Source organism: Leifsonia sp. LS1, assembly GCF_020521355.1.
Taxonomy (GTDB): Bacteria; Actinomycetota; Actinomycetes; order Actinomycetales; family Microbacteriaceae; genus Leifsonia.
In genome coordinates this window covers 74,179-93,726 of record NZ_BPER01000005.1, presented here as the reverse complement: position 1 = coordinate 93,726, position 19,548 = coordinate 74,179, and the positions used below count along the sequence as shown (strand labels likewise).

Annotated in this window: 16 protein-coding genes; 9 read left to right on the top strand and 7 right to left on the bottom strand. The window is 71.3% G+C overall.

The window, feature by feature from the left end; genetic code table 11:
* Positions 1–71: 71 nt before the first annotated feature.
* A complete protein-coding gene (locus LLS1_RS10620) occupies positions 72–2,543 on the bottom strand; it encodes a ribonucleoside-diphosphate reductase subunit alpha (protein WP_223357590.1) in 2,472 nt (823 codons plus the stop codon).
* 312 nt (positions 2,544–2,855) lie between these two features.
* On the opposite strand from LLS1_RS10620, the gene LLS1_RS10615 reads away from it, so the two are divergent.
* Positions 2,856–4,067 (top strand): MFS transporter, encoded by a 1,212-nt coding sequence (locus LLS1_RS10615; RefSeq protein ID WP_226655388.1) that lies wholly within the window; start codon positions 2,856–2,858, stop codon positions 4,065–4,067.
* A gap of 119 nt (positions 4,068–4,186) precedes the next feature.
* The gene (locus tag LLS1_RS10610) at positions 4,187–5,068 is read left to right on the top strand and encodes a hypothetical protein (protein WP_226655386.1); all 882 of its coding nucleotides are present in this window, start codon (positions 4,187–4,189) and stop codon (positions 5,066–5,068) included.
* A gap of 96 nt (positions 5,069–5,164) precedes the next feature.
* On the opposite strand, the gene LLS1_RS10605 is transcribed toward LLS1_RS10610, so the two are convergent.
* From LLS1_RS10605 to LLS1_RS10595, 3 genes are all read right to left on the bottom strand, one after another.
* The gene (locus LLS1_RS10605; protein ID WP_226655385.1) at positions 5,165–6,145 is read right to left on the bottom strand and encodes an aldo/keto reductase; all 981 of its coding nucleotides are present in this window, start codon (positions 6,143–6,145) and stop codon (positions 5,165–5,167) included.
* A 192-nt stretch (positions 6,146–6,337) separates the two neighbouring features.
* On the bottom strand, positions 6,338–7,144 hold the full coding sequence (locus LLS1_RS10600; protein ID WP_226655383.1) for an alpha/beta fold hydrolase: 807 nt from the start codon (positions 7,142–7,144) through the stop codon (positions 6,338–6,340).
* Complete coding sequence (locus LLS1_RS10595; RefSeq protein ID WP_226655382.1) at positions 7,141–7,731, bottom strand: TetR/AcrR family transcriptional regulator; 591 nt, start codon at positions 7,729–7,731, stop codon at positions 7,141–7,143. Before LLS1_RS10595 ends, LLS1_RS10600 begins: the two co-directional genes overlap by 4 nt.
* A 58-nt stretch (positions 7,732–7,789) precedes the next feature.
* Between LLS1_RS10595 and LLS1_RS10590 the strand changes: the two genes are divergently transcribed.
* From LLS1_RS10590 to LLS1_RS10575, 4 genes are read left to right on the top strand one after another with little or no spacing between them, the layout of a single operon-like run.
* Positions 7,790–8,545 (top strand): SDR family NAD(P)-dependent oxidoreductase, encoded by a 756-nt coding sequence (locus LLS1_RS10590; protein ID WP_226655380.1) that lies wholly within the window; start codon positions 7,790–7,792, stop codon positions 8,543–8,545.
* A gap of 51 nt (positions 8,546–8,596) precedes the next feature.
* Positions 8,597–9,754, top strand: coding sequence for an acyl-CoA dehydrogenase family protein (locus LLS1_RS10585; protein ID WP_226655379.1), 1,158 nt, complete (start codon positions 8,597–8,599; stop codon positions 9,752–9,754).
* A 52-nt stretch (positions 9,755–9,806) separates the two neighbouring features.
* The gene (locus LLS1_RS10580; RefSeq protein ID WP_226655377.1) at positions 9,807–10,919 is read left to right on the top strand and encodes an aminopeptidase P family protein; all 1,113 of its coding nucleotides are present in this window, start codon (positions 9,807–9,809) and stop codon (positions 10,917–10,919) included.
* Positions 10,916–12,220, top strand: a complete 1,305-nt coding sequence (locus tag LLS1_RS10575; protein WP_226655376.1) for a DUF445 domain-containing protein — start codon at positions 10,916–10,918, stop codon at positions 12,218–12,220. Before LLS1_RS10580 ends, LLS1_RS10575 begins: the two co-directional genes overlap by 4 nt.
* Before the next feature lie 44 nt (positions 12,221–12,264).
* Here the strand turns inward: LLS1_RS10575 and LLS1_RS10570 are convergent, their stop codons facing one another.
* On the bottom strand, positions 12,265–12,645 hold the full coding sequence (locus LLS1_RS10570) for a DUF3054 domain-containing protein (RefSeq protein ID WP_374758259.1): 381 nt from the start codon (positions 12,643–12,645) through the stop codon (positions 12,265–12,267).
* Positions 12,646–12,777: 132 nt separating this feature from the next.
* On the opposite strand from LLS1_RS10570, the gene LLS1_RS10565 reads away from it, so the two are divergent.
* On the top strand, positions 12,778–15,648 hold the full coding sequence (locus tag LLS1_RS10565) for an aminotransferase (protein ID WP_226655374.1): 2,871 nt from the start codon (positions 12,778–12,780) through the stop codon (positions 15,646–15,648).
* Between the two features lie 31 nt (positions 15,649–15,679).
* Here LLS1_RS10565 and LLS1_RS10560 read toward each other — a convergent pair whose 3' ends face one another.
* On the bottom strand, positions 15,680–16,567 hold the full coding sequence (locus LLS1_RS10560) for a LysR family transcriptional regulator ArgP (RefSeq protein ID WP_223357603.1): 888 nt from the start codon (positions 16,565–16,567) through the stop codon (positions 15,680–15,682).
* A 71-nt stretch (positions 16,568–16,638) separates the two neighbouring features.
* On the opposite strand from LLS1_RS10560, the gene LLS1_RS10555 reads away from it, so the two are divergent.
* Complete coding sequence (locus LLS1_RS10555) at positions 16,639–17,238, top strand: LysE/ArgO family amino acid transporter (RefSeq protein WP_226655372.1); 600 nt, start codon at positions 16,639–16,641, stop codon at positions 17,236–17,238.
* Between the two features lie 71 nt (positions 17,239–17,309).
* A complete protein-coding gene (locus LLS1_RS10550; protein ID WP_226655370.1) occupies positions 17,310–18,209 on the top strand; it encodes an AraC family transcriptional regulator in 900 nt (299 codons plus the stop codon).
* 110 nt (positions 18,210–18,319) lie between these two features.
* On the opposite strand, the gene LLS1_RS10545 is transcribed toward LLS1_RS10550, so the two are convergent.
* Entirely contained in the window at positions 18,320–19,546 is a 1,227-nt protein-coding gene (locus tag LLS1_RS10545; protein WP_226655368.1) for an MFS transporter, read from the bottom strand.
* Between the last annotated feature and the right edge of the window lie 2 nt (positions 19,547–19,548).

Genomic DNA, 19,548 nt, shown 5'->3' with positions numbered 1-19,548 from the left:
GGACTCGCACTGCAGGTCGTCCATCGGGTCGACCGGCACGTAGTAGTCCTCGATCACGGTGGCGTTGTTCATCACTTGTCACCTCCCGCGAGACCTCCGAAGCCGAACCCGCGACGAGCGGGCGCAGCGGGAGCCGGAGCAGCGGCGGGCTCTGCGGCAGCGGGAGCACCCGCGCCGACGGTGGCGAAGCCCTTGCGGCCGCCCGAGATCTCCTCGGACTTGTTCACCTTGACCGTCGACTGCTCGGCCTGGTGACGCGGCTTCATGTGGAGGTAGTAGGTCGTCTTCACGCCCTTCTCCCACGCCGCGTAGTAGATGTCCATCATGTCGCCGATGTCCCGGGTCTCCAGGTACATGTTGCGGCTGATGGCCTGGTCGATCCACTTCTGAGCGCGCGCGGCCACCTCGATGAAGGCGTGCGGCGAGAGCTGGAAGCTCGTCTTGAACGCGGCCTTGATCTCGTCCGGGATGGCGGCGATGCCCTGGATGTCGCCCTGCGAACGGAGGATCGACTCGCGCACGTCCTCCCACAGCCCGCGCTCCTGAAGCGCCGCGACCAGGTTGCGGTTGACCTCGAGGAACTTGCCCGACGAGGTCGACCGGCTGAAGATCTGCGAGAACTGCGGGTCGAAGCCGGGGGTCGTGCCGGCGACGAGGCCGATCGAGGCCGTCGGCGCGATCGCCATCAGAGTGGCGTTGCGCATGCCGCCCTTGACCTTCTCGCGCAGGCGGTCCCAGTCGAGGCGGATGGTGCGGTCCACCGTGATCGGAGTGCCACGGTCGGCCTCGGTGAGGGCGATCGAGTCGTAGGGCACGAGTCCCTTCGACCAGCGCGATCCCTCGAAGTTCGGGTACGCCCCGCGCTCCTGGGCGAGGTCGGCGCTCTCGTCGATGGCCGCGTACGAGACGTGCTCCATGATCTCGTCGATCAGGGCGTACGCCTCCTCGCTCTCGTAGCTGAGGCCGAGGCGCTCGACGATGTCGGTGAAACCCATGACGCCGAGACCGATCGCGCGGTTCTGCTGGTTGGAGAAGTCGGCCTCGTCGACGCTCGACACCGTGATGTCGATCAGGTTGTCGAGCTGGCGGACGGCCTGGCGGGCGCTCTCCTCGATGCGGGCGAAGTCCATCTTGCCGTCGACGAGATGCCGCGACAGGTTGATCGACGCCAGGTTGCAGACGGAGACGTTGTCGCGATCCTGCGGGAGCGTGATCTCCGTGCAGAGGTTGGAGAGGTGGATCGTGCCCGTGTTGTTGTTGAGGGCACGGTTGTTGATCGTGTCCTTCCAGGTGAGCCACGGGTGGCTCGTGGTCTGGAGGCTCATCAGGATGTCCTTGAACTGCGCACGCGCGCTGATCTTCTTGAACATCGCGATGCGGCCGGCCTCGGCCTCGTCGATGTAGTGCTGGTAACGCTCGGAGAACGCCTTGCCGTACAGCTCGTTGAGGTCGGCGACCTCCAGCGGGTCGAAGAGGTACCAGTCCTGGTCGTTCTGGACGCGCTTCATGAACTCGTCGCTGATCCACACGGCCGTGTTGGCGGTGCGGGTGCGGCGGTAGGGGTCGCCGGAGTTCTGGCGCAGGTCCAGGAACTCCGGGAAGTCCATGTGCCAGTTCTCCATGTAGAAGCACAGCGCGCCGAACTTCTTGCCGCCGCGGCTCACCGCGCGCAGCACGGAGTCGATCGTGTGCATGAACGGGATCGGGCCGGTCGAGGTCGTATTGTTGGAGCGGATGGGCGACCCCTGCGCGCGCAGCTTGGTCACCGACAGACCGATGCCGCCGGTGCCCTTGGTCAGCCACATCACGTCGCGTACCGACTTGGCGATGTGCTCGATGTCGTCCTGCATCTCCATGACGAAACAGTTGGAGAGCTGCGGGTACGCGGTACCGGCGTTGACGAGCGTGGAGCCTGCCGCGAGGTACTCGAGCTTCGACATCTTCTCGTAGAAGGCGAGGGCGTGGCTGGTCGGGTCGGCCTCGTTGAGCGAGAGGCCCATCGCGATGCGCATCCAGAAGTACTGCGGCACCTCGAGCGAGTCGCCGTTGCGCGCCTTGATGCCGTAGCGGTTGTTGAGGGTGACGACGCCGATGTACTTGAGCAGCTCGTCGCGCGACGGGTCGAGCGCTGCGGCGAGGCGGTCGAGGTCGAACAGCTGCGTGAAGCGGGAGTCGAGCAGCGTCTCCGAGACGCCGCGCTCGATGTAGGCGCGGAAGTGGGAGGAGTGGAGGGAGACGAGCTCGGCGTCGTCGGCGTAGTCGCCGAGCACCCGCTTGTAGATCGTCTTGAGGAGGAGGCGGGCGGCGACGGTGTCGAACGCCGGGTCGTCCTTGACGTTCTGCAGGGCGACCTGGATGACCGCCTCATCGAGCTGCTGCGTCGTGATGCCGTCGAAGAGAGTGAGCTCGAGCTCGCTCGCGATCTGGGTGACCCACGTGATGTTGTCATCCAGTCCCTGGGCCGCCGTCTCGATGGCCAGGTTGATCTTGTTGGCGTCGTACGGCTCGCGCTCGCCGTTGCGCTTCACGACGGTGATTGCCACGTTCTCTCCCTCTTCGCACTGCCCATCAATCCGAGTGATGGCATGGTCGTGCACCGGCTCCCTCGAAGGGCTGGTCCGGCGCTGTTTCCCCGTCGGATCGAGCCGCAGCGGGAGCGATTTCCGCGTGCTGGGGCGATCCGTGTGGGACCACTATATAGCGGGGTGCCGACATTTCCATCCCCCCACATCTAGTGGGCGTGTCGTCCACAGATGTGCATGAGTTATGCACATTTCCACAGCCCCCAATGCGGGGCGTGCGCAGCCTGCCGGCCCTCGTGGAACGTCGTCCGCTGCCGATAGAGTGAACGGATTGTGAGCAGCTACACGAGCCTTCTGAAGACCCCGGGCGTCGCGCGCATCATCGCCGCGCAGCTGACGGCGCGCTTCCCGTTCGGCATGCTCTCGCTCGCGTTCCTGCTCCACATCGAGCGCGTCCACCACTCCTACGGGGCGGCCGGGCTGGTCCTCGCGGCGATGAGCATCGGTCAGGCGATCGCCGGCCCGATGACGAGCCGGCTGATGGGCGTGCTCGGGATGCGCGTCGTGCTGTGGACGACGCTCGGCCTCTGCGCCATCGCCGTCGCGCTCATCGGCGTGCTCGTGATGCCCATCCCGGTGACGATGGCGGTGGCGTTCTTCGCCGGCCTGAGCATGCCGCCCATCCAGCCGGCGGTCCGCACGATCTATCCGAAGATGGTCAACTCCCGCCAGCTGACCCCGCTCTTCTCGCTCGATGCCTCCGCCCAGGAGATCATCTGGATCGCGGGGCCGGTCGCGATCACCTTCGTCTCGACCCAGGTCGGCACCGTCGAGGGCATTCTGATGTCCGTCGCGATCATGCTGCTCGGCGGGTTCTGGTTCATCTCCTCGCCCGAGGTCGGGCGCGTGCGCATCCCGCGCAGCAAGCGGCGGTTCGGCGTGGTGCTCACACGCCCGCCCGTGCTGCTCGCCACGGTCGTCGGCTTCCTCCTCATCGGCTCCTGCGCCGCGGTCGAGGCCGGGGTGGTCGCGACGTTCGACGAGGGCTCCCCCCTCTCGGGCATCGTCCTGGCCATCTGGTCCGTCGGCTCGCTCGTGGGCGGTCTCGCCTTCGGACACGTGCCGATCGGGCCGTGGGCCACGGCACGCCGCATGCTGCTCGTCTTCGTCGGCGTCGCCCTGTCGAGCTTCATGCTGTGGTCTCCCTGGGCCCTCTCGGTCACCCTCCTCATCGCCGGCGTCGGAATCGCTCCCGCCCTCGCCGTCCTGTTCGCGATCGTCTCCGCCAGCGTCAAGTTCTCCGACACCGCGGAGGCGTACGGCTGGGTGGGCACCGGCCAACTGATCGGCGCCGCGCTCGGCTCCGCCCTCGCCGGCTTCCTCATCGACAGCTTCGGTGCCGTCGGAGCCTTCTGGGCCGCCGCCGCCTTCGCCCTCGTCGGCTTCATCGTCGCCGCCCTCGCGCACCGCATCCACCCCGACCTCCGCGGACGCGACGCCTCGCCCATCCCCGACACGGAGCCCGTCCCCGTCGTCCCCTCCTGACCCGCGAGGTTCACGTTGTTGCGCCCATTTCGCGGTTTTGAGCGCAACAACGTGAACTTCAGCGGTGTGGGGTGTGGATAAGTCGGGAGGGTCGGTTCGGCGAATGGCAGAGTGCGCAGATGGCACGACAGCGCAGCTCACTACCGACCACCCTCACCGGCGGCCCGTTCCTCGTCCGCGACGCACTCGGGGAGGGACTCTCGCGATCGCGCCTGCGCGGCGGCGACCTGACCCGCCCGTTCCGCGGTGCACGGCTTCCCGCAGGTTCTGATGGCCTGATCGAGAGGTGCCGTGCGTACGCTCAGCATCGCGCGCTGGATTTCGCGTTCAGCCACACGACGGCAGCCCTTTTCCTGGGCGTCCCCCTCCCACTCGGACTGGATCCGGCGATGCATGTGAGCGTCCCCGCACCGGGTCGAGCGCCTGAGATCGCCGGTTTCGTCGGCCACAAGCTGACGGATTGGGCCACCGTCGAGCGTGAGGGCCTTCCCATCACGACCCCCGCGCAGACGTGGATCGATCTCGCGCCGCTCCTCCCCCTGCGCGAGCTCGTCGTCGCCGGCGACCACCTCGTCGCCGAGCGCGCGGCGCTGTGCACCCGTGAAGAGCTCGCGCATCGGATCGCAGCGTCGGCCGGCCGTCGTGGGATCGCGCGTGCCCGCCGTGCGCTCGATCGGGTCCGTCCTGGGTCGGAGTCGCCCGGCGAGACCCGACTCCGGCTTCTCCTCATCGATGCCGGATTGCCGATGCCCGACCTCAATCGGGAGATCCGGGACGGCGACGTCTTCGTCGCCCGGGTCGATCTCGCCTACCCGACGGCGAAGGTCGCGCTTGAATACGAGGGCGACATCCATCGGGTGGACCGCGACGTCTGGCGCAAGGACCTCCGCCGCCGTGAACGCTTGGCCGACCTCGGCTGGCGCATGGTTCGCGTCAGCGGCGACGACATCGCCCACCCCGCCGAGCTGCTCACGCGCGTCCGCCGACTCCTGCAGGAATGAGACGCCCGTCGAAGTTCGCGTTGTTGCCCCTCAAATGCCGGAATGAGCGCAACGACGTGAACTTCAGAAGAGGGGTGGGCCACGAGCGGGAGTGGGCTACCAGCGGGGGTGGACGGCGGCGCGGAAGTGGGTGTCGTAGATGGCGCGGACGGCCGGGTCGAGGTCGGGGAGGTGCGGGACGCGCGCGGCGGCGGCGTTGGCGCGGGCCTGGTCCGCGGAGCGGGCGCCCGGGATGACGGTGGAGACGCCGGGCTGCGCGATGATCCACGCGAGGGCGGTCTGGGCGGGCGTGAAGCCCTCGGGCGCCAGCGCGGCGAACTCGCGGGCGGCGAGCACGCCCTCCTCGTAGTCGACCCCCGAGAAGGTCTCGCCGACGTCGAAGGCCTCACCGTGACGGTTGTACGAGCGGTGATCGTCGGCGGCGAACTCGGTCTGCTCGGTGTAACGGCCGCTCAGGAGGCCGGAAGCGAGCGGCACCCGCGCGATGATGCCGACCCCGGCCGCGCGGGCCGCGGGAAGCACCTGGTCCAGGGGCTTGAGCCGGAAGGCGTTGAGGATGATCTGCACGCTCGCCGTGCCCGGGCGCGCGATCGCGGTGAGCGCTTCGTCGCAGGTCTCGACACTGACGCCGTAGTTCGCGATGGCGCCGTCGGCGACGAGCGTGTCGAGGGCGTCGTAGACCCGGTCGCTCGAGAACACCGGGGTCGGCGGACAGTGCAGTTGCACGAGGTCGAGCGTGTCCACACCGAGGTTGCGGCGGGAGCGGTCGGTCCATTCGCGGAACTTCGCGAGGGTGAAGTTGGCCGGATCCTGCTCCTCCCGACGCCCCATCTTGGTGGCGACGGTCAGCGGGAGGTCGGGGCGCGCGGCACGGAACCGGCCGATGAGCTGCTCGCTGCGGCCGTCCCCGTAGACGTCGGCGGTGTCGAAGAAGGTGACCCCGGCGGCGGTCGCCGCGTCGAGCACCTCGAACGCCGCATGCTCGTCGACGTCGCCCCAGTCTGCCCCCAGCTGCCAGGTCCCGAGTCCGACGACCGAGACCTCACGGCCGGTCCTGCCCAGCGTCCGTTGCTCCATGCGCCCCACCCTAACCCGCGGCCGAGAGGGGCGCAGGGGCCGGCCAGCGGTCAGACCGCAGCCGTCACGGCCCGCCGGTTGCGGGAAGCGCCCGACGAGCACCCCGATGAGCCCGGGTTGCTGCAGGCGTGGGGCCCGCGACTCCCGACCTCCCGACCTCCCGACCGACGGTCCGGACCCGGCGCCGTGACCTCAGCCGCATGCCGCGGCGACCACGCGTGCCAGCCGTTTGCGGATGATGTGGTCGTTGGCCTCGACCCGGTGCATGGTGACGGAGCGCATCGCCTCGATCACGGCGAGGCTCCCCGGCGCGATGAAGGCGTCGAGCGTCCCGTAGACCACGTGGACCGGTACGCGCACGCGCGCGAGGTCGCTCACGACGGTCTGCTGCTCGATGCAGTTCTCCAGCGACAGGACGAACGGCCGCCAGGTGCGCTCCGTGATCTCGAAGACCCCCTTGATGGGCAGCATGCGCGCCAGGATGGTGGCGTTCATCATCGTGAACTCCTTGTTGGCCCGCAGGAACTCGTACGCGCGGAGGTAGGCGCTCACCCGCGTGCGCACGCGCCGGTCGCCGATCGCCGCGGGCGGGCCGTAGACCGGCGGCCCGACCAGAACGAGCCGGGTCAGGGCGGCGGGATGGTCGGCGGCGTAGCGGGCGACGATCAGGCTGCCGAGGGAGTGGCCGACCAGGACGAACGGAGCGCGCAGTCTCAGGGCTCGGAGCGTGCGGTGCAGGGCGGCGACGTGCTCTTCGAGGGTGTACGTCGCGTCGGGCGGTGCGGGCGAGCGCCCGAAGCCCAGGATGTCGATCGAGATCACCCGGTGGCCCGGTTCGAGCAGGGGGACGAGGTTCTGGAACGTGACGGACGACGATGCGATCCCGTGGACCAGTACGACGACGGGCCCCTCCCCCTCGTCGCCCGCGACGTGCAGCAGCGGGGCGCGGCGGAACCAGCCGTCGAAGACATCGCGCAGGCGGCCCCTGGCTCCTCTCATGGGTGCGTCGCTCCTGCCCGGTCCGGCCACCAGGCCGGGGTCACCCTCCCGATCAGGTCGAGCAGCCCGTCGATGTCGCGGGGGCGCGGGCGGCTCAGCCACACGTCGATCGCGCCGATGGTCCCGTCCGCGAGATAGCGCGCGATGGCCCGGCGCTCGAGCTCGTCGCCGGCCGGCACGTCGACGCTGTGCTGGTCGAGCAGCAGCTCGATGGACCCTTCGAAGTGCTCGCTCAGGAGGGCGTGGAGGCTGGAGCTGCCGCTCTCGGCGCCCAGCCCGCGCCGATAGATGACGTCGTGGGCGTCGACGTGCTGGAGGACGGCACGGGTGACACCGCTCACGGCGGCCGCCGCATCCTCCGGCGCGACGCCGACGAGGTAGGCGGCGCGCAGATCGTCCAGCTCGGCGCGCAGCACACGCTGGAGCAGTTCGACGGGCGAGGCGGCGTAGGTGTACACGGTCGATCGGTGCACTCCCGCCGCTGCGGCGAGCGCCGAGACGGAGACATCGGCGACCGGGCCCGCCGTGGCGAGCCGCAGGATCGCCGCGGTCAATCGGGCGAGCGTCTTCTCCTGGCGGGCATCCACTTTTCGATCGTACAATGGAGTTATCCGACAGATGTCGGATAACTGAAGGGAGATTTTCATGGCTCAGTATGACGTCGCCGACCGGTCCGCGATCGTGACCGGAGGCGGCTCGGGCATCGGGCGCGCCGTGGCGCTCACCCTCGCGGCCAGCGGCGCGGCGGTCCTCGTGACCGACATCGACGAGGAGCACGCGAAGTCCGTCGTGGCCGAGATCGAGGCGGCCGGCGGAAGGGCCGCCGCGCTCGCGGGCGATGTGACCGACACCGCGTTCGGCGAGGCCAGCGTCGCGGCCGCAGGCGCCCTCGCACCGCTCAGGATCGCGGTCAACAACGCCGGCATCGGCGGCCAGTCCGCGCCCGTCGGCGACTATCCGCTCGACGGCTGGCGCAAGGTCATCGAGATCAACCTCAACGCGGTCTTCTACGGCATGCAGCCGCAGCTGAAGGCCATGGCCGAGAACGGCGGAGGCGCGATCGTCAACATGGCGTCCATCCTGGGCAGCGTCGGGTTCGCCAACTCGTCCGCCTATGTGACCGCCAAGCACGGTCTGCTGGGCCTCACCCAGAACGCGGCGCTCGAGTACGCCGACCGGAAGGTGCGCGTCGTCGCGGTCGGCCCCGGCTTCATCCGCACCCCGCTCGTCGAGGCGAACATGACCCCCGACGCCCTCGCCTTCCTCGAGGGCAAGCACGCGCTCGGCCGCCTGGGCGAGCCGGAGGAGGTCGCCGCCCTCGTCGCCTTCCTCGCGTCGGACGCCGCGAGCTTCATCACCGGCAGCTACCACCTGGTGGACGGCGGCTACACCGCCCAGTGAGTCACCGTTCACCCGTTTCGTGCGCGGTCACGCTCGCCTAGGCTGAGGACCGTGACCGAGCACGAGCTGCTGACCGACGACCTCCTGGAGCGGTTCCGGGGGCGTGCCGCCGCCTACGACGCCGAGAACCGCTTCTTCCAGGAGGACTTCGACGAGCTCGTCGAGGCCGGCTACCTGCGGGCGCTCGTCCCGGCGGAGTTCGGCGGCCTCGGCCTCAGCCTGGAGCAGACCGCGCGCCTCCAGGTGCGGCTGGCGGGGGCGGCACCCGCCACTGCGCTCGCGGTCAACATGCACCTGGTGTGGACGGGCATCGCCAAGACCCTGCACGACCGCGGCGACCACACCCTCGACCTCGTCCTCCGGGAGGCCGGCGCCGGCGAGGTGTTCGCCTTCGGGCTGAGCGAGGCCGGCAACGACCTCGTTCTGTTCGGCTCGACGACGGAGGCCCGTCCCGCGGGAGACGGCTCCTACACGTTCCACGGCCGCAAGATCTTCACCTCCCTCTCCCCGGCCTGGACCCGGCTCGGCACGATGGGGCTCGACTCGGCGAGCGCCGACGCCCCGAAGATCGTCTACGGCTTCATCGACCGCGACGCGGGCGGGTTCGAGATCCGCGACGATTGGGACACGATCGGGATGCGCGCCACCCAGAGCCGCACGACCGTGCTCGACGGCGCCCGGTCCGCCGCCGACCGCATCGTTCGGCGGCTCGCCCCCGGCCCCAACCCCGACCCGCTGGTCTTCGCGATCTTCGCCAATTTCGAGATCCTCCTCGCCGCCGTCTACACCGGCATCGGCGCCCGGGCTCTGGAGCTGGCCGTGGCCGCCGCCCATCGCCGCACCAGCCTGAAAGACGACGGCCGGAGCTACGCGAACGATCCGGACATCCGGTGGCGCGTCGCGGAGGCCGCGATCGAGCAGGACGCCCTCCTCCCCCAGCTCGACGCCCTGGCACGCGATGTCGACGCGCTCGCGGACCACGGCGCGCTGTGGTTCCCGAAGCTCGTCGGCCTGAAGGTCCGGGCGACCGAGACCGCGCGTCGCGTGGTGGACCAGGCCGTGCGCGTCTCGGGAGGCTCGACCTACTTCGCCGGCAACGAGCTCGGGCGGTTGTACCGCGACGTGCTGGCGGGCATCTTCCATCCGTCCGACGCCGAGTCGGCGCACAACACGGTCGCGAACGCCTGGCTCGGACCCGTGGCGGACTGAGCGGACCCGGGTCGTCGCCCGCGAGACATCCCGCAGCGAATCGGAGGACTCCATGCAGCAGATCACGGCCCAGCACTTCGCCGAGCGGATCCGGCGAGGCGCCGCGCGGGCGCGGGAGGCGGGCTTCGACGGTCTGCTCGTCGCGCCCGGCCCCGACCTCGCGTATTTCGCCGACTACCTCCCGATCGCGACGACCGAGCGCATCACCCTGCTGGTGGTCCCGGCGGACGGCGACCCGGCGATGGTCGTCCCGGTCCTGGAGCACGACAGTGCGGCGGCGACCAGGGCGGCGGACGCGATCCACCTCGTCGACTGGGCGGACGGCGAGGACGAGTACGTCCCGACCGCGGCGCTGCTCCGACCGGGAGGTCGGTACGCGGTGTCGGACGCCTTCTGGGCGATGCACCTCCTCGGCCTGCAGGCGCGGCTCCCGGAGGCGCGGTTCGAGTCGTTCTCGCGGGCTCTGCCCATGCTGCGCGCGGTCAAGGACGCCGATGAGATCGATCGGCTGGCCGCCGCGGGGGCGGCCGCCGATGCGACGTTCGAGGGCATCCTGTCCGTGCGGTTCGCGGGCCGCACCGAGCGCGAGGTCGCCGCTGACCTCGATCGGCTTCTGCGCGAGCACGGGCACGAGCAGGTCGACTTCACGGTCGTCGGGTCCGGGCCGAACGGCGCTAACCCGCACCACGAGGCCGGCGACCGCACGATCGGCGAGGGGGACATGGTCGTGCTCGACTTCGGCGGGCTGATGGACGGCTACGGCTCCGACACCACGCGCACGGTCCACGTCGGCGAGCCGACGGACGAGGAGCACGAGGTGTTCGAGGTCGTGAAGCGTGCACAGCAGGCCGCTTTCGAGGCGGTCGCCGTCGGCATCCCGTGCCAGGAGATCGACCGGGTCGCGCGGGCGGTGATCCGCGACGCGGGCTACGGAGACTACTTCATCCACCGCGTCGGGCACGGCATCGGCACCACGACGCACGAGCCGCCGTACCTGGTCGAGGGCGAGGAGCAGCCGATCGAGGCGGGGATGTGCTTCTCGCTGGAGCCCGGGATCTATCTGCCCGGCCGGTTCGGCGTCCGCATCGAGGACATCGTCGTGGCGGGCGAGGACGGCGCGCACCGCCTCAACAACACCAGCCGCGAACTGCACCTGGTCCGGTGACGACCGACCGGGCGCCCGCGGACGGCGCCGCTGACGACCGCACGACCGCTCTCCGTGATGCGGAGCGCCGACGCGCCCTGCGCCGGATGAAGACCCTCGCCACCTCTCTCCTGGCGATCGCCGCGCTCGTGTTCGCCGTCGCCTTCGCCCTCCAGGACCGCTACCCGTGGCTCGGCTTCGTCCGCGCCGCTGCGGAGGGCGCGATGGTCGGCGCGCTCGCGGACTGGTTCGCCGTGACCGCGCTGTTCCGGCACCCGCTCGGACTGCGCATCCCGCACACCGCGATCATCCCGACCCGCAAGGACGAGATCGGCGAGAGCCTGGGCGAGTTCGTGGAGACGAACTTCCTGGCCGACGATGTCGTGGCGGGCAAGCTCGGCTCCCTCGACCTCGCGGGCGCGACCGCCGGCTGGCTGGCCGAGCCGGAGAACGCCCGCAGGATCGTCGCCGAGGGCTCCGGTGCGCTGGTCGGCGTGGCGCGGCTGCTGGACGACGAGCGGATGCGCGACGCGATCGAGGCGGTCGTGCGCACCCACCTGATCGACCCGCCATGGGGTCCCCCGCTCGGCCGGCTCGGCGAGAAGGTGCTCGCCTCCGGCGGGCACCGCGAGGTCGTCGACCTGGTGCTGGACCGGGTGGACGAGTGGCTCGCCGCGCATCCCGAGGCGTTCGCCACCCTCGTCTCGCGCCGGCTCCCGTCGTGGGTGCCCTCATTCGTCGACAGAGTGGTGGACGAGCGTCTGCACACCGAGGCGCGACGGTTCCTCGCCGACGTGCGACGGGATCCGGAGCACACGCTGCGGCACGCGATCGACGACGCCCTCGCGCAGCTCGCTGACCGCCTGCAGCACGATCCCGACACCGTCAGCCGGCTGGAGTCGGCCAAGGCGCGGGCGTTCGACGACCCCCGCATCCGTGAGCTCGCCGCATCAGCGTGGGCGGCGGCCCGCACGGCTGCGGTCGACGCGCTCTCCGACCCGGAGAGCGAGCTGCGCCGCCGCGCCGAGGCCGCCCTCGCCGACGCCGCGCGCCGGGTGGCGGGCGATCCCGACCTCCGCGCGTCCCTCAACTCCCGCATCAACGACGCCGCGCTGCACCTCGTGAGCGCCTACCGGCACGACATCGCCGGGATCATCAGCGAGACGGTGCGCGGGTGGGACGCCGCGGAGACCACAGACAAGATCGAGACGCAGGTGGGACGCGACCTCCAGTTCATCCGCATCAACGGCACGGTGGTCGGGGCCCTCGCCGGCGTGGCGATCTACAGCGCCGCGACGCTCATCGCCACGCTCGCCCGCTGACCCGCGCGCGATTCGCGCCGAACATCGCGACGTGCAGAGGGGCCTCAGGCGCGACGGACGGCGCGGCGGCGCACGAACGGGAGCGCCACGAGCCGCCAGCCCACGAGGAAGACGCCGAGCACGACGAACGCGACGGCGATGAAGCTCGGCTGGACGCCCTGGCCTGCGGAGGTCCGGATGAGCATCCCGAGCGCCACCGTCATCAGCCAGATGGGGATGCCCGGCCAGACGATCGCCAGCGGCCGGCGCCACGCCCAGGTCACGAGCCATCCGGCGACGAGGGCCACGAGGAACGGCCAGAGGGTCGTGAACAGGCCCACGACGCTCGCGGACTCGCCGTGACTGCGGCGCCCGACGAGCACGAAGACCAGCACGAGGGCGGCATCGATGGCGAATGCCATGACCGCCGTCCTCCAGGATTTCACGCGTCGATGCTACGCGTCGCACCCCGTGCGTTGCCTGGGTGCCGGACGGCGGACGGCGAGGATCTTCGCAGCGCCCGGGAGGGCCACGCTCACTAGACTGGACACAGCCCGCCGACGAGCCCTGGAGCCCCTGTGCCGAACTTCGACTTCCTCGAGCAGCCCTCCCTTCCCCGCCCGGACATCACCCCCGACGACGCGCGTGCCATCGCCGCAGAGCGCTTCGGGCTGAGCGGTGCGGTCACCGAGCTGGGAAGCCAGCAGGACCGCAACTTCCTCATCGACACCGGCGAGAGCCGCTTCGTGCTCAAGATCGCCAACCCTGTCTTCTCGGCCGACGAGCTGCTCGCGCAGAACGCGGCGCTGAGCGTGCTGGCCGGGTCGGGAATCCGCGTGCCGTCTGTCGTGTCCGCGACGGGAGGCGGCGAGCTGGAGCCCGTCGACGTGCGCGGGGTCGAGCTGCACGCCCGCGTGCTCAGCTTCCTCGACGGCGATCCGCTGACCGACGTCGCCCGCCCGACCAGCGAGCAGCTGCGCACGCTGGGAGCGCTGGCGGGAGGCATCGCCGCCGGTCTCGCCGGACTGGAGCACCCCGGGCTCGACCGCACCACCCAATGGGACGCGCGCATCGGCGGTGAGGTGGTCGACCTCCTCCTGGAGCACGTCGGGCAGCCGGCGAAGCGGCGCGTGGTGCGGGCCGCCGCCGACGCTGCACTCGCGCGCCTGGAGCCGCTGCGCTCGCGCCTCCGCGTGCAGGCCACGCACGGCGACGTGACCGACGACAACATCGTGCTCGGTGCCACCGGCCCGGGCGTCATCGACTTCGGCGACGTCGCGGACGGATGGCTGGCCGGTGAGCTCGCCGCCACGGTCACGAGCGTGCTGCATCATGTGCCCGAGGAACCCTTCGCCGCCGTGCTCGACGTGGTGGAGGCGTTCCACGAGCACTCGCCGCTCGACGACGCCGACCTCGCCGCGCTGTGGCCGCTCGTCGTGCTGCGCGGGGCCGTGCTCGTCGTGAGCGGCGAGCAGCAGGTCGCCCTCGACGGCGACAACGCGTACGCGGACGAGAACCGCGCGCACGAGTGGCTCGCGTTCGACGTCGCGCGCCGCATCGACGCCGACGAGATGGAGGCCCTCCTCCGGCACCGCCTGAGCGCGCCCGCGGTGTCGCCCGAGGTGGGCAGGCTCGTCGCCCTCGACAGTGAGCCGCGCAACCTGGCCGACCTCTCGGTGCTCGGCCGCGACCAGGATGCCGGGGCGTGGACGCAGGACTCCGCAGAGGACGACGCTCTCGCCCGGGTGTGCCGCGACGCCGGTCACGCGATCACCCGCTACGGGGAGGCCCGCCTCACCCGTGCAGTGCGCGATCGCACCGGATCGACCGCCACCATCGCGCTCGGGGTGACGCTGGAAGCGCCCGCGGGCGTCGCCGTGCTCGCGCCGTTCGCCGGCGAGCTCGCCCTCGTCGAGGGCGCCTGGCTCCTCCGCGGCGACGGGATCGAGCTGTGGCTGGACGGGCTCGCCCGCCCGCTCACGACCGCCGCCGTGGCGGCAGGCGACGAGATCGGCTCCGCCGTCCGCCTTACGGCGCAGTTGAGCCGAACCCGCGGCCACCGCCCGCCCGCCTTCGTCACGCCGGCCGCGCCGTTCGCGCTCTGGACTGCCGTCTCCCCCGATCCGTCCGAGCTGTTCGGGCTCGACGTGACGGCGACCATCCCGGACCCGGCCGGCGCGCTCGCCCGCCGCGACGACACCTTCGCCCGCGTGCAGGAGCACTACTTCGCACACCCGCCGCTCATCGAGCGCGGCTGGCGCCACCACCTCTTCGACACGCGCGCGCAGAGCTACCTCGACATGGTGAACAACGTGACGCAGATCGGCCACGGTCACCCGCGTCTGGTCGAGGCGGTGCGCGACCAGTGGGCGCGTCTCAATACGAACTCGCGGTTCCACTACGAGGAGCTCTCGCGCTACACCGAGCGACTGGCGGAGCTCGCACCGGAAGGCCTCGACACCGTCTTCCTCGTCAACTCGGGCAGCGAGGCGGTCGACCTCGCCCTCCGCCTCGCGCAGACCCACACCGGTCGCCGCACCGTGCTGGCGGTGAAGGAGGCTTACCACGGCTGGACGGTCGGCTCCGACTCCGTCTCGTCCTCGCTCGGCGACAACCCGCGCGCCCTGGAGACCCGGCCCGACTGGGTGAAGCTGGTCGCCGCCCCCAACGCGCTGCGCGGCATCCACCGCGGTCCGGACTCGGCGGGAGCCTACCTCGCCGATCTCGACGACGACCTCGCCGCGCTCGAGGCGGAGGGGATCGATGTCGCGGGCTACATCGCCGAGCCGGTGTTCGGCAACGCCGGCGGTCTCATGCTCCCCGACGGCTACCTGGCCGGCGTCTACGAGCGGATCCGCGCCCGCGGCGGCGTCTGCATCGCCGACGAGGTGCAGGTGGGCTTCGGGAGGCTCGGGCACTACTTCTGGGGCTCGCAGCAGCAGGGGGTGACGCCGGACATCATCACGATCGCCAAGGCGGTCGGCAACGGCCAGCCCCTCGGGGCCGTCATCACGACCAGGGAGATCGCGGAGTCGTTCGCCGCCGAGGGGTCGTTCTTCTCGTCCGCAGGCGGCAGCCCGGTCAGCTCCGTGGTCGGGCTCACCGTGCTCGATGTGATGCGCGACGAGCGCCTGCAGGAGAACGCGGTCGAGGTCGGGGATCACCTCGCCGCCCGCTTGCGGGAGCTCGGCGACCGCCACCCGCTCGTGGGTGCGGTGCACGGGATGGGCCTGTACCTCGGCGTCGAGCTCGTGCTCGACCGGGCGGAGATGATCCCGGCGACCGCGGAGGCGACCCTCGTGTGCGATCGCATGCTGGCCGAGGGCGCGATCGTGCAGCCCACGGGCGACTACAAGAACGTGCTCAAGATCAAGCCGCCGCTGTGCATCACGCGGGAGAGCGCCGACCGCTTCGCCGACGCGCTCGACCTGGTGCTGGCGACGCTCTAGCCGGCGGGCGCTGCGCGTCGGGCGCAGCCGGTCAGGAGCGGCGTGGCGGCTGCAGGGCGGCCGCCGCGTGCTCCCGGATGGCGTCGGCGACCGCCGCGAGCGTGTCCGAGCGCATCGACCACTGGTGCCAGTGGAGCATGACCGACTCGGCACCGGCGTCGTCGAGCACGACGAGCCGGCCCTCGGCGAGGTGCGTCACGATCTGGAGGTCGGGCAGCATCCCCCAGCCGAGCCCCAGCTCGGCCGCGCGCACGAACTCGGTCGACGCGGGGATGTATTGCCGTGGCGGGCGCGCGCGCGGCGCGAATCGCGCGAGGTAGCGGTCCTGGAGGGCGTCCTTGCGGTCGTAGACGAGCATGGGCGCGACGCCCGCGGCCTCCGGGGTCCAGCCCTCCGCCGCCCAGCGCGCGACGAAGGCGGGGCTGGCGACGGGGCGGTAGACCATCGCCCCGAGCGGCGACACCGTGCATCCCTGCACCGGGTCGGCATCCGAGCCGATCGCCGCCATCGCCGTGCCGTCGCGCAGCCGGTCGAGGGTGTGCTCCTGGTCGTCCAGGCCGACCTCGAAGACCAAGTGCGGGAGGCTCGCGAGGGCGGGGAGCACCCAGGTGGCCAGGGAGTCGGCATTGACGACGAGCGGGATCGCGGGCGTGGACCCGTCGATTCCGCCCAGCTCCGCGGCGGCCTCCTCCTCCAGCAGGGCGACCTGGCGGGCGAGGCGCAGCAGCACGCGCCCGGCGTCGGTGGGCGCGATCGGTTTGCTCCGGCGCACGAGCACGCGGCCGGCCCGCTCTTCGAGCGCCTTCATCCGCTGGCTGACCGCCGAGGGCGTCATGTGAAGAGCCAGCGCGGCGCGCTCGAACGTGCCGTGGTCGATCACGGCGGCCAGGGTCCGGAGGTGCTCGGCGTTCACGTCCATGAACAGTGATGCTAATGCGTCGTAAGGAACCCAAGCTGTACTGAACGCGCGGCGCTCCCTATCGTCGAGACGTGCTCGCTATCTTCCTGACCGGCCTCGGCTCCGGCGCCTCACTCATCGTCGCCATCGGCGCGCAGAACGCCTTCGTCCTGCGCCAGGGCCTGCGCCGGGAGCAGGTGCTCCCGGTCGTGGCGCTCTGCGTGCTCAGCGACGCCGTCCTGATCGCCGCCGGGGTGGCGGGGATCGGTGCGCTGGTGAAAGCTGCGCCGCTCGCGCTCGGGATCGTCCGCTGGGCCGGGTTCGCCTTCCTGCTCGGGTACGCGGTGTTCGCCGCCCGGCGCGCACTGAAGCCGTCGACGCTCACCGCGGCCTCGGGAGTTTCGCCGTCTCTGCTCGCGACGCTCGGGATGTGCCTGGCGATCACCTGGCTCAACCCGCACGTGTACCTCGACACGGTGCTGCTTCTCGGCTCCCTGTCGGCCGATCACGGGGATCCCGGCCGCTGGGTTTTCGGCGCGGGCGCCGCGACGGCGAGCCTGCTGTGGTTCAGCGTGCTCGGGTTCGGCGCCCGCGTCGCCGCACCGCTCTTCGCCCGGCCGATCGCCTGGCGCATCCTGGACGCCGGGATCGCGGTGCTCATGCTCGGGCTGGCGGTGCTCCTCGTGGTGTGATGCCACAGGTCGATCGAGGTGCGGCTCGGCGGTGTGGGAATCCCGTCCCGTCCCCCGCGGTTGCGCTCTTCGTGAGCATCATCGAATCGGACGCCCCTCCCGCCGTCGCCTCCGTCCCGGCCGCCGCGGCCTCCCGCGAGCTCACCGAAGACACGGCCCGGCTGCTCGAGCAGATGCTCGCCGCCCTGGACTGGACGCTCGTCGATTTCGCGCGGCACGAGCTGCTGGACGGCGAGACGATCTCCGGCCGGGTGATCGAGGTGCCCTTCTTCCTGGTGATGAGCGGCGAGATCGAGCTGCGGACCGACGGGGAGAGCACCCTGCTGCACGGCGGGGACTTCGTCCTGCGCACCCGGCCGACCGCCTACCGGATCCACGCCACGTCCGGCGCGGAGGTCGTCGCCGGCTCACTGCGACTGGCCTCCGGCACCGAGCACCCTCTGGCCCGCTCTCTGCCCGACGCGCTGATCGCGTGCCAGCTGCTGCGGCGGGATGCGCACCTCAACGCGCTCGCCGAGGCTCTGCTGGCCGAGGTGGCGAGCGCGCGCCCGGCCTCGTGCGCCTTCGCCGGGCGGCTCGTGAGCGTGCTCGCGGCGGCGGCGGTGCGGGCGTGGGTCGAGAACGGCTGCGCCCCGGACGGCTGGCTCCTTCCCGCGAGCGATCCGCACATCGCGCGCGCCGTCGCAGCCATCCGCGACGACCCGGGGAGCGCGTGGACACTGGAGCGGCTCGCCCGCGTCGCGAGCACGTCGCGTTCGGCGTTCGCCGAACGCTTCCACGCCGTCGTCGGTGAGCCGCCCGCGCGCTACCTGCTCCGGGTGCGGATGGAGCGGGCCAAATCGCTCCTGTCCGACGGCCGCGTGAGCGTCGCCCAGGCCGCCCTGTCGCTGGGGTACGGCTCGGAGGCCGCCTTCAGCCGCGCGTTCCGGCGGCACACCGGCTCCACCCCGTCCGCCTGGCGCAGAGCCTGAGCCTCGCCGCCGCGCTCCGTACGGCCAGAGGGGTCGCATTCTGCCGGAAAGCCGCGCGCTTTGCGGCAGAATGCGACCCCTCTGCGGGAGGTGGGCCGAGGCGGGGCCGGTCAGGCGGCGCGGCGGCCGAACCAGCGGCGGGTAGAGGCGAGCAGCAGTCCGCCGAGTACGGCCGAGACGCCGCCGGCCACGAACACCACCGAGACCGTCGTGGCGTCGATCAGCACGCCGCCGACCACGGCACCCGTGGAGATCGCCAGTTGGAACGTCGCGACCGTAAGCCCACCGGCGCTCTCCATCCGTTCGGGCTCGACCCGGGCCGACCAGGTCTGCGCCATGGTCGGCACCCCGCCGAACGCCATGCCCCAGATCGCGGCCGCCGCGAACGCGAGCAGCACCGAGCCGGACGCGAACGAGAACGCGATCACCGCCGCGCCGAGAACAGTGGGCAGCACCACCAGCGTCGTGGCCAGGCGCTTGTCGACCACGCTTCCCGTGATCAGGTTGCCCAGAAGACCGCCGACACCGTAGACCGCGAGCAGCGCGACGATCCCGGTCGCACCGAGTCCCGGTACCTGTTCGGCAGCGGGACGGATGTAGGTGAAGCTCGCGAAGTGGCCGGCGACGATGAGGAGCACCCCGACGAGACCCACGATCATCGCCCTGGAGCGCACGGTCGCGACGAGCGCGCGCAGCCCGGTCCCCGCGGCGGCCGGCACCGACGGCATGGCCAGCGCCATGACCACGATCGCGACCGCGGTCGCCCCGGCGACGGCGAAGAACACGACCCGCCACCCGGCGACCGAGCTGATGAGGGCGCCGAGCGGGACCGCCGCGACGGTGGCCGCGGAGACGCCGGTGTTGACGACCATCATCGCCCGGCCGAGGTGCCGCGCGGGGACGAGATGGGCCGAGACCGCGAGCGCCATCGACCAGGTTCCCGAGATGGCCAGCCCGAGCGCGACACGCGCGACCACGACCATCCAGAACGCCGGAGCGATCGCCGTCACCAGGTTCGCCGCGAGCGCCAGCGCGAGCAGGCCCAGGAGGAGCCTCTTCCGATCGAGGCGCGGGAACACCAGCGCCGTCGCGGGACCGGCCACGACGCCCACGAGAGCGGTCGCCGTCACCACCTGCCCGGCGACCCCCTCCGTCACCCCGAACTCCGCCGCCATGGCGGGCAGGAGGCTGGCGGGCAGGAACTCACTGGTCACCAGGACGAACACTCCCACGAGCAGCGCGACGACGCCGGCCCAGCGGGCGGTCTGACCGCCGGGTGTTCCCGGCAGCGGGATCGCGGCGGTCGGGGAGGTCGGAACGGTGTCGCTGGCGGTCATGA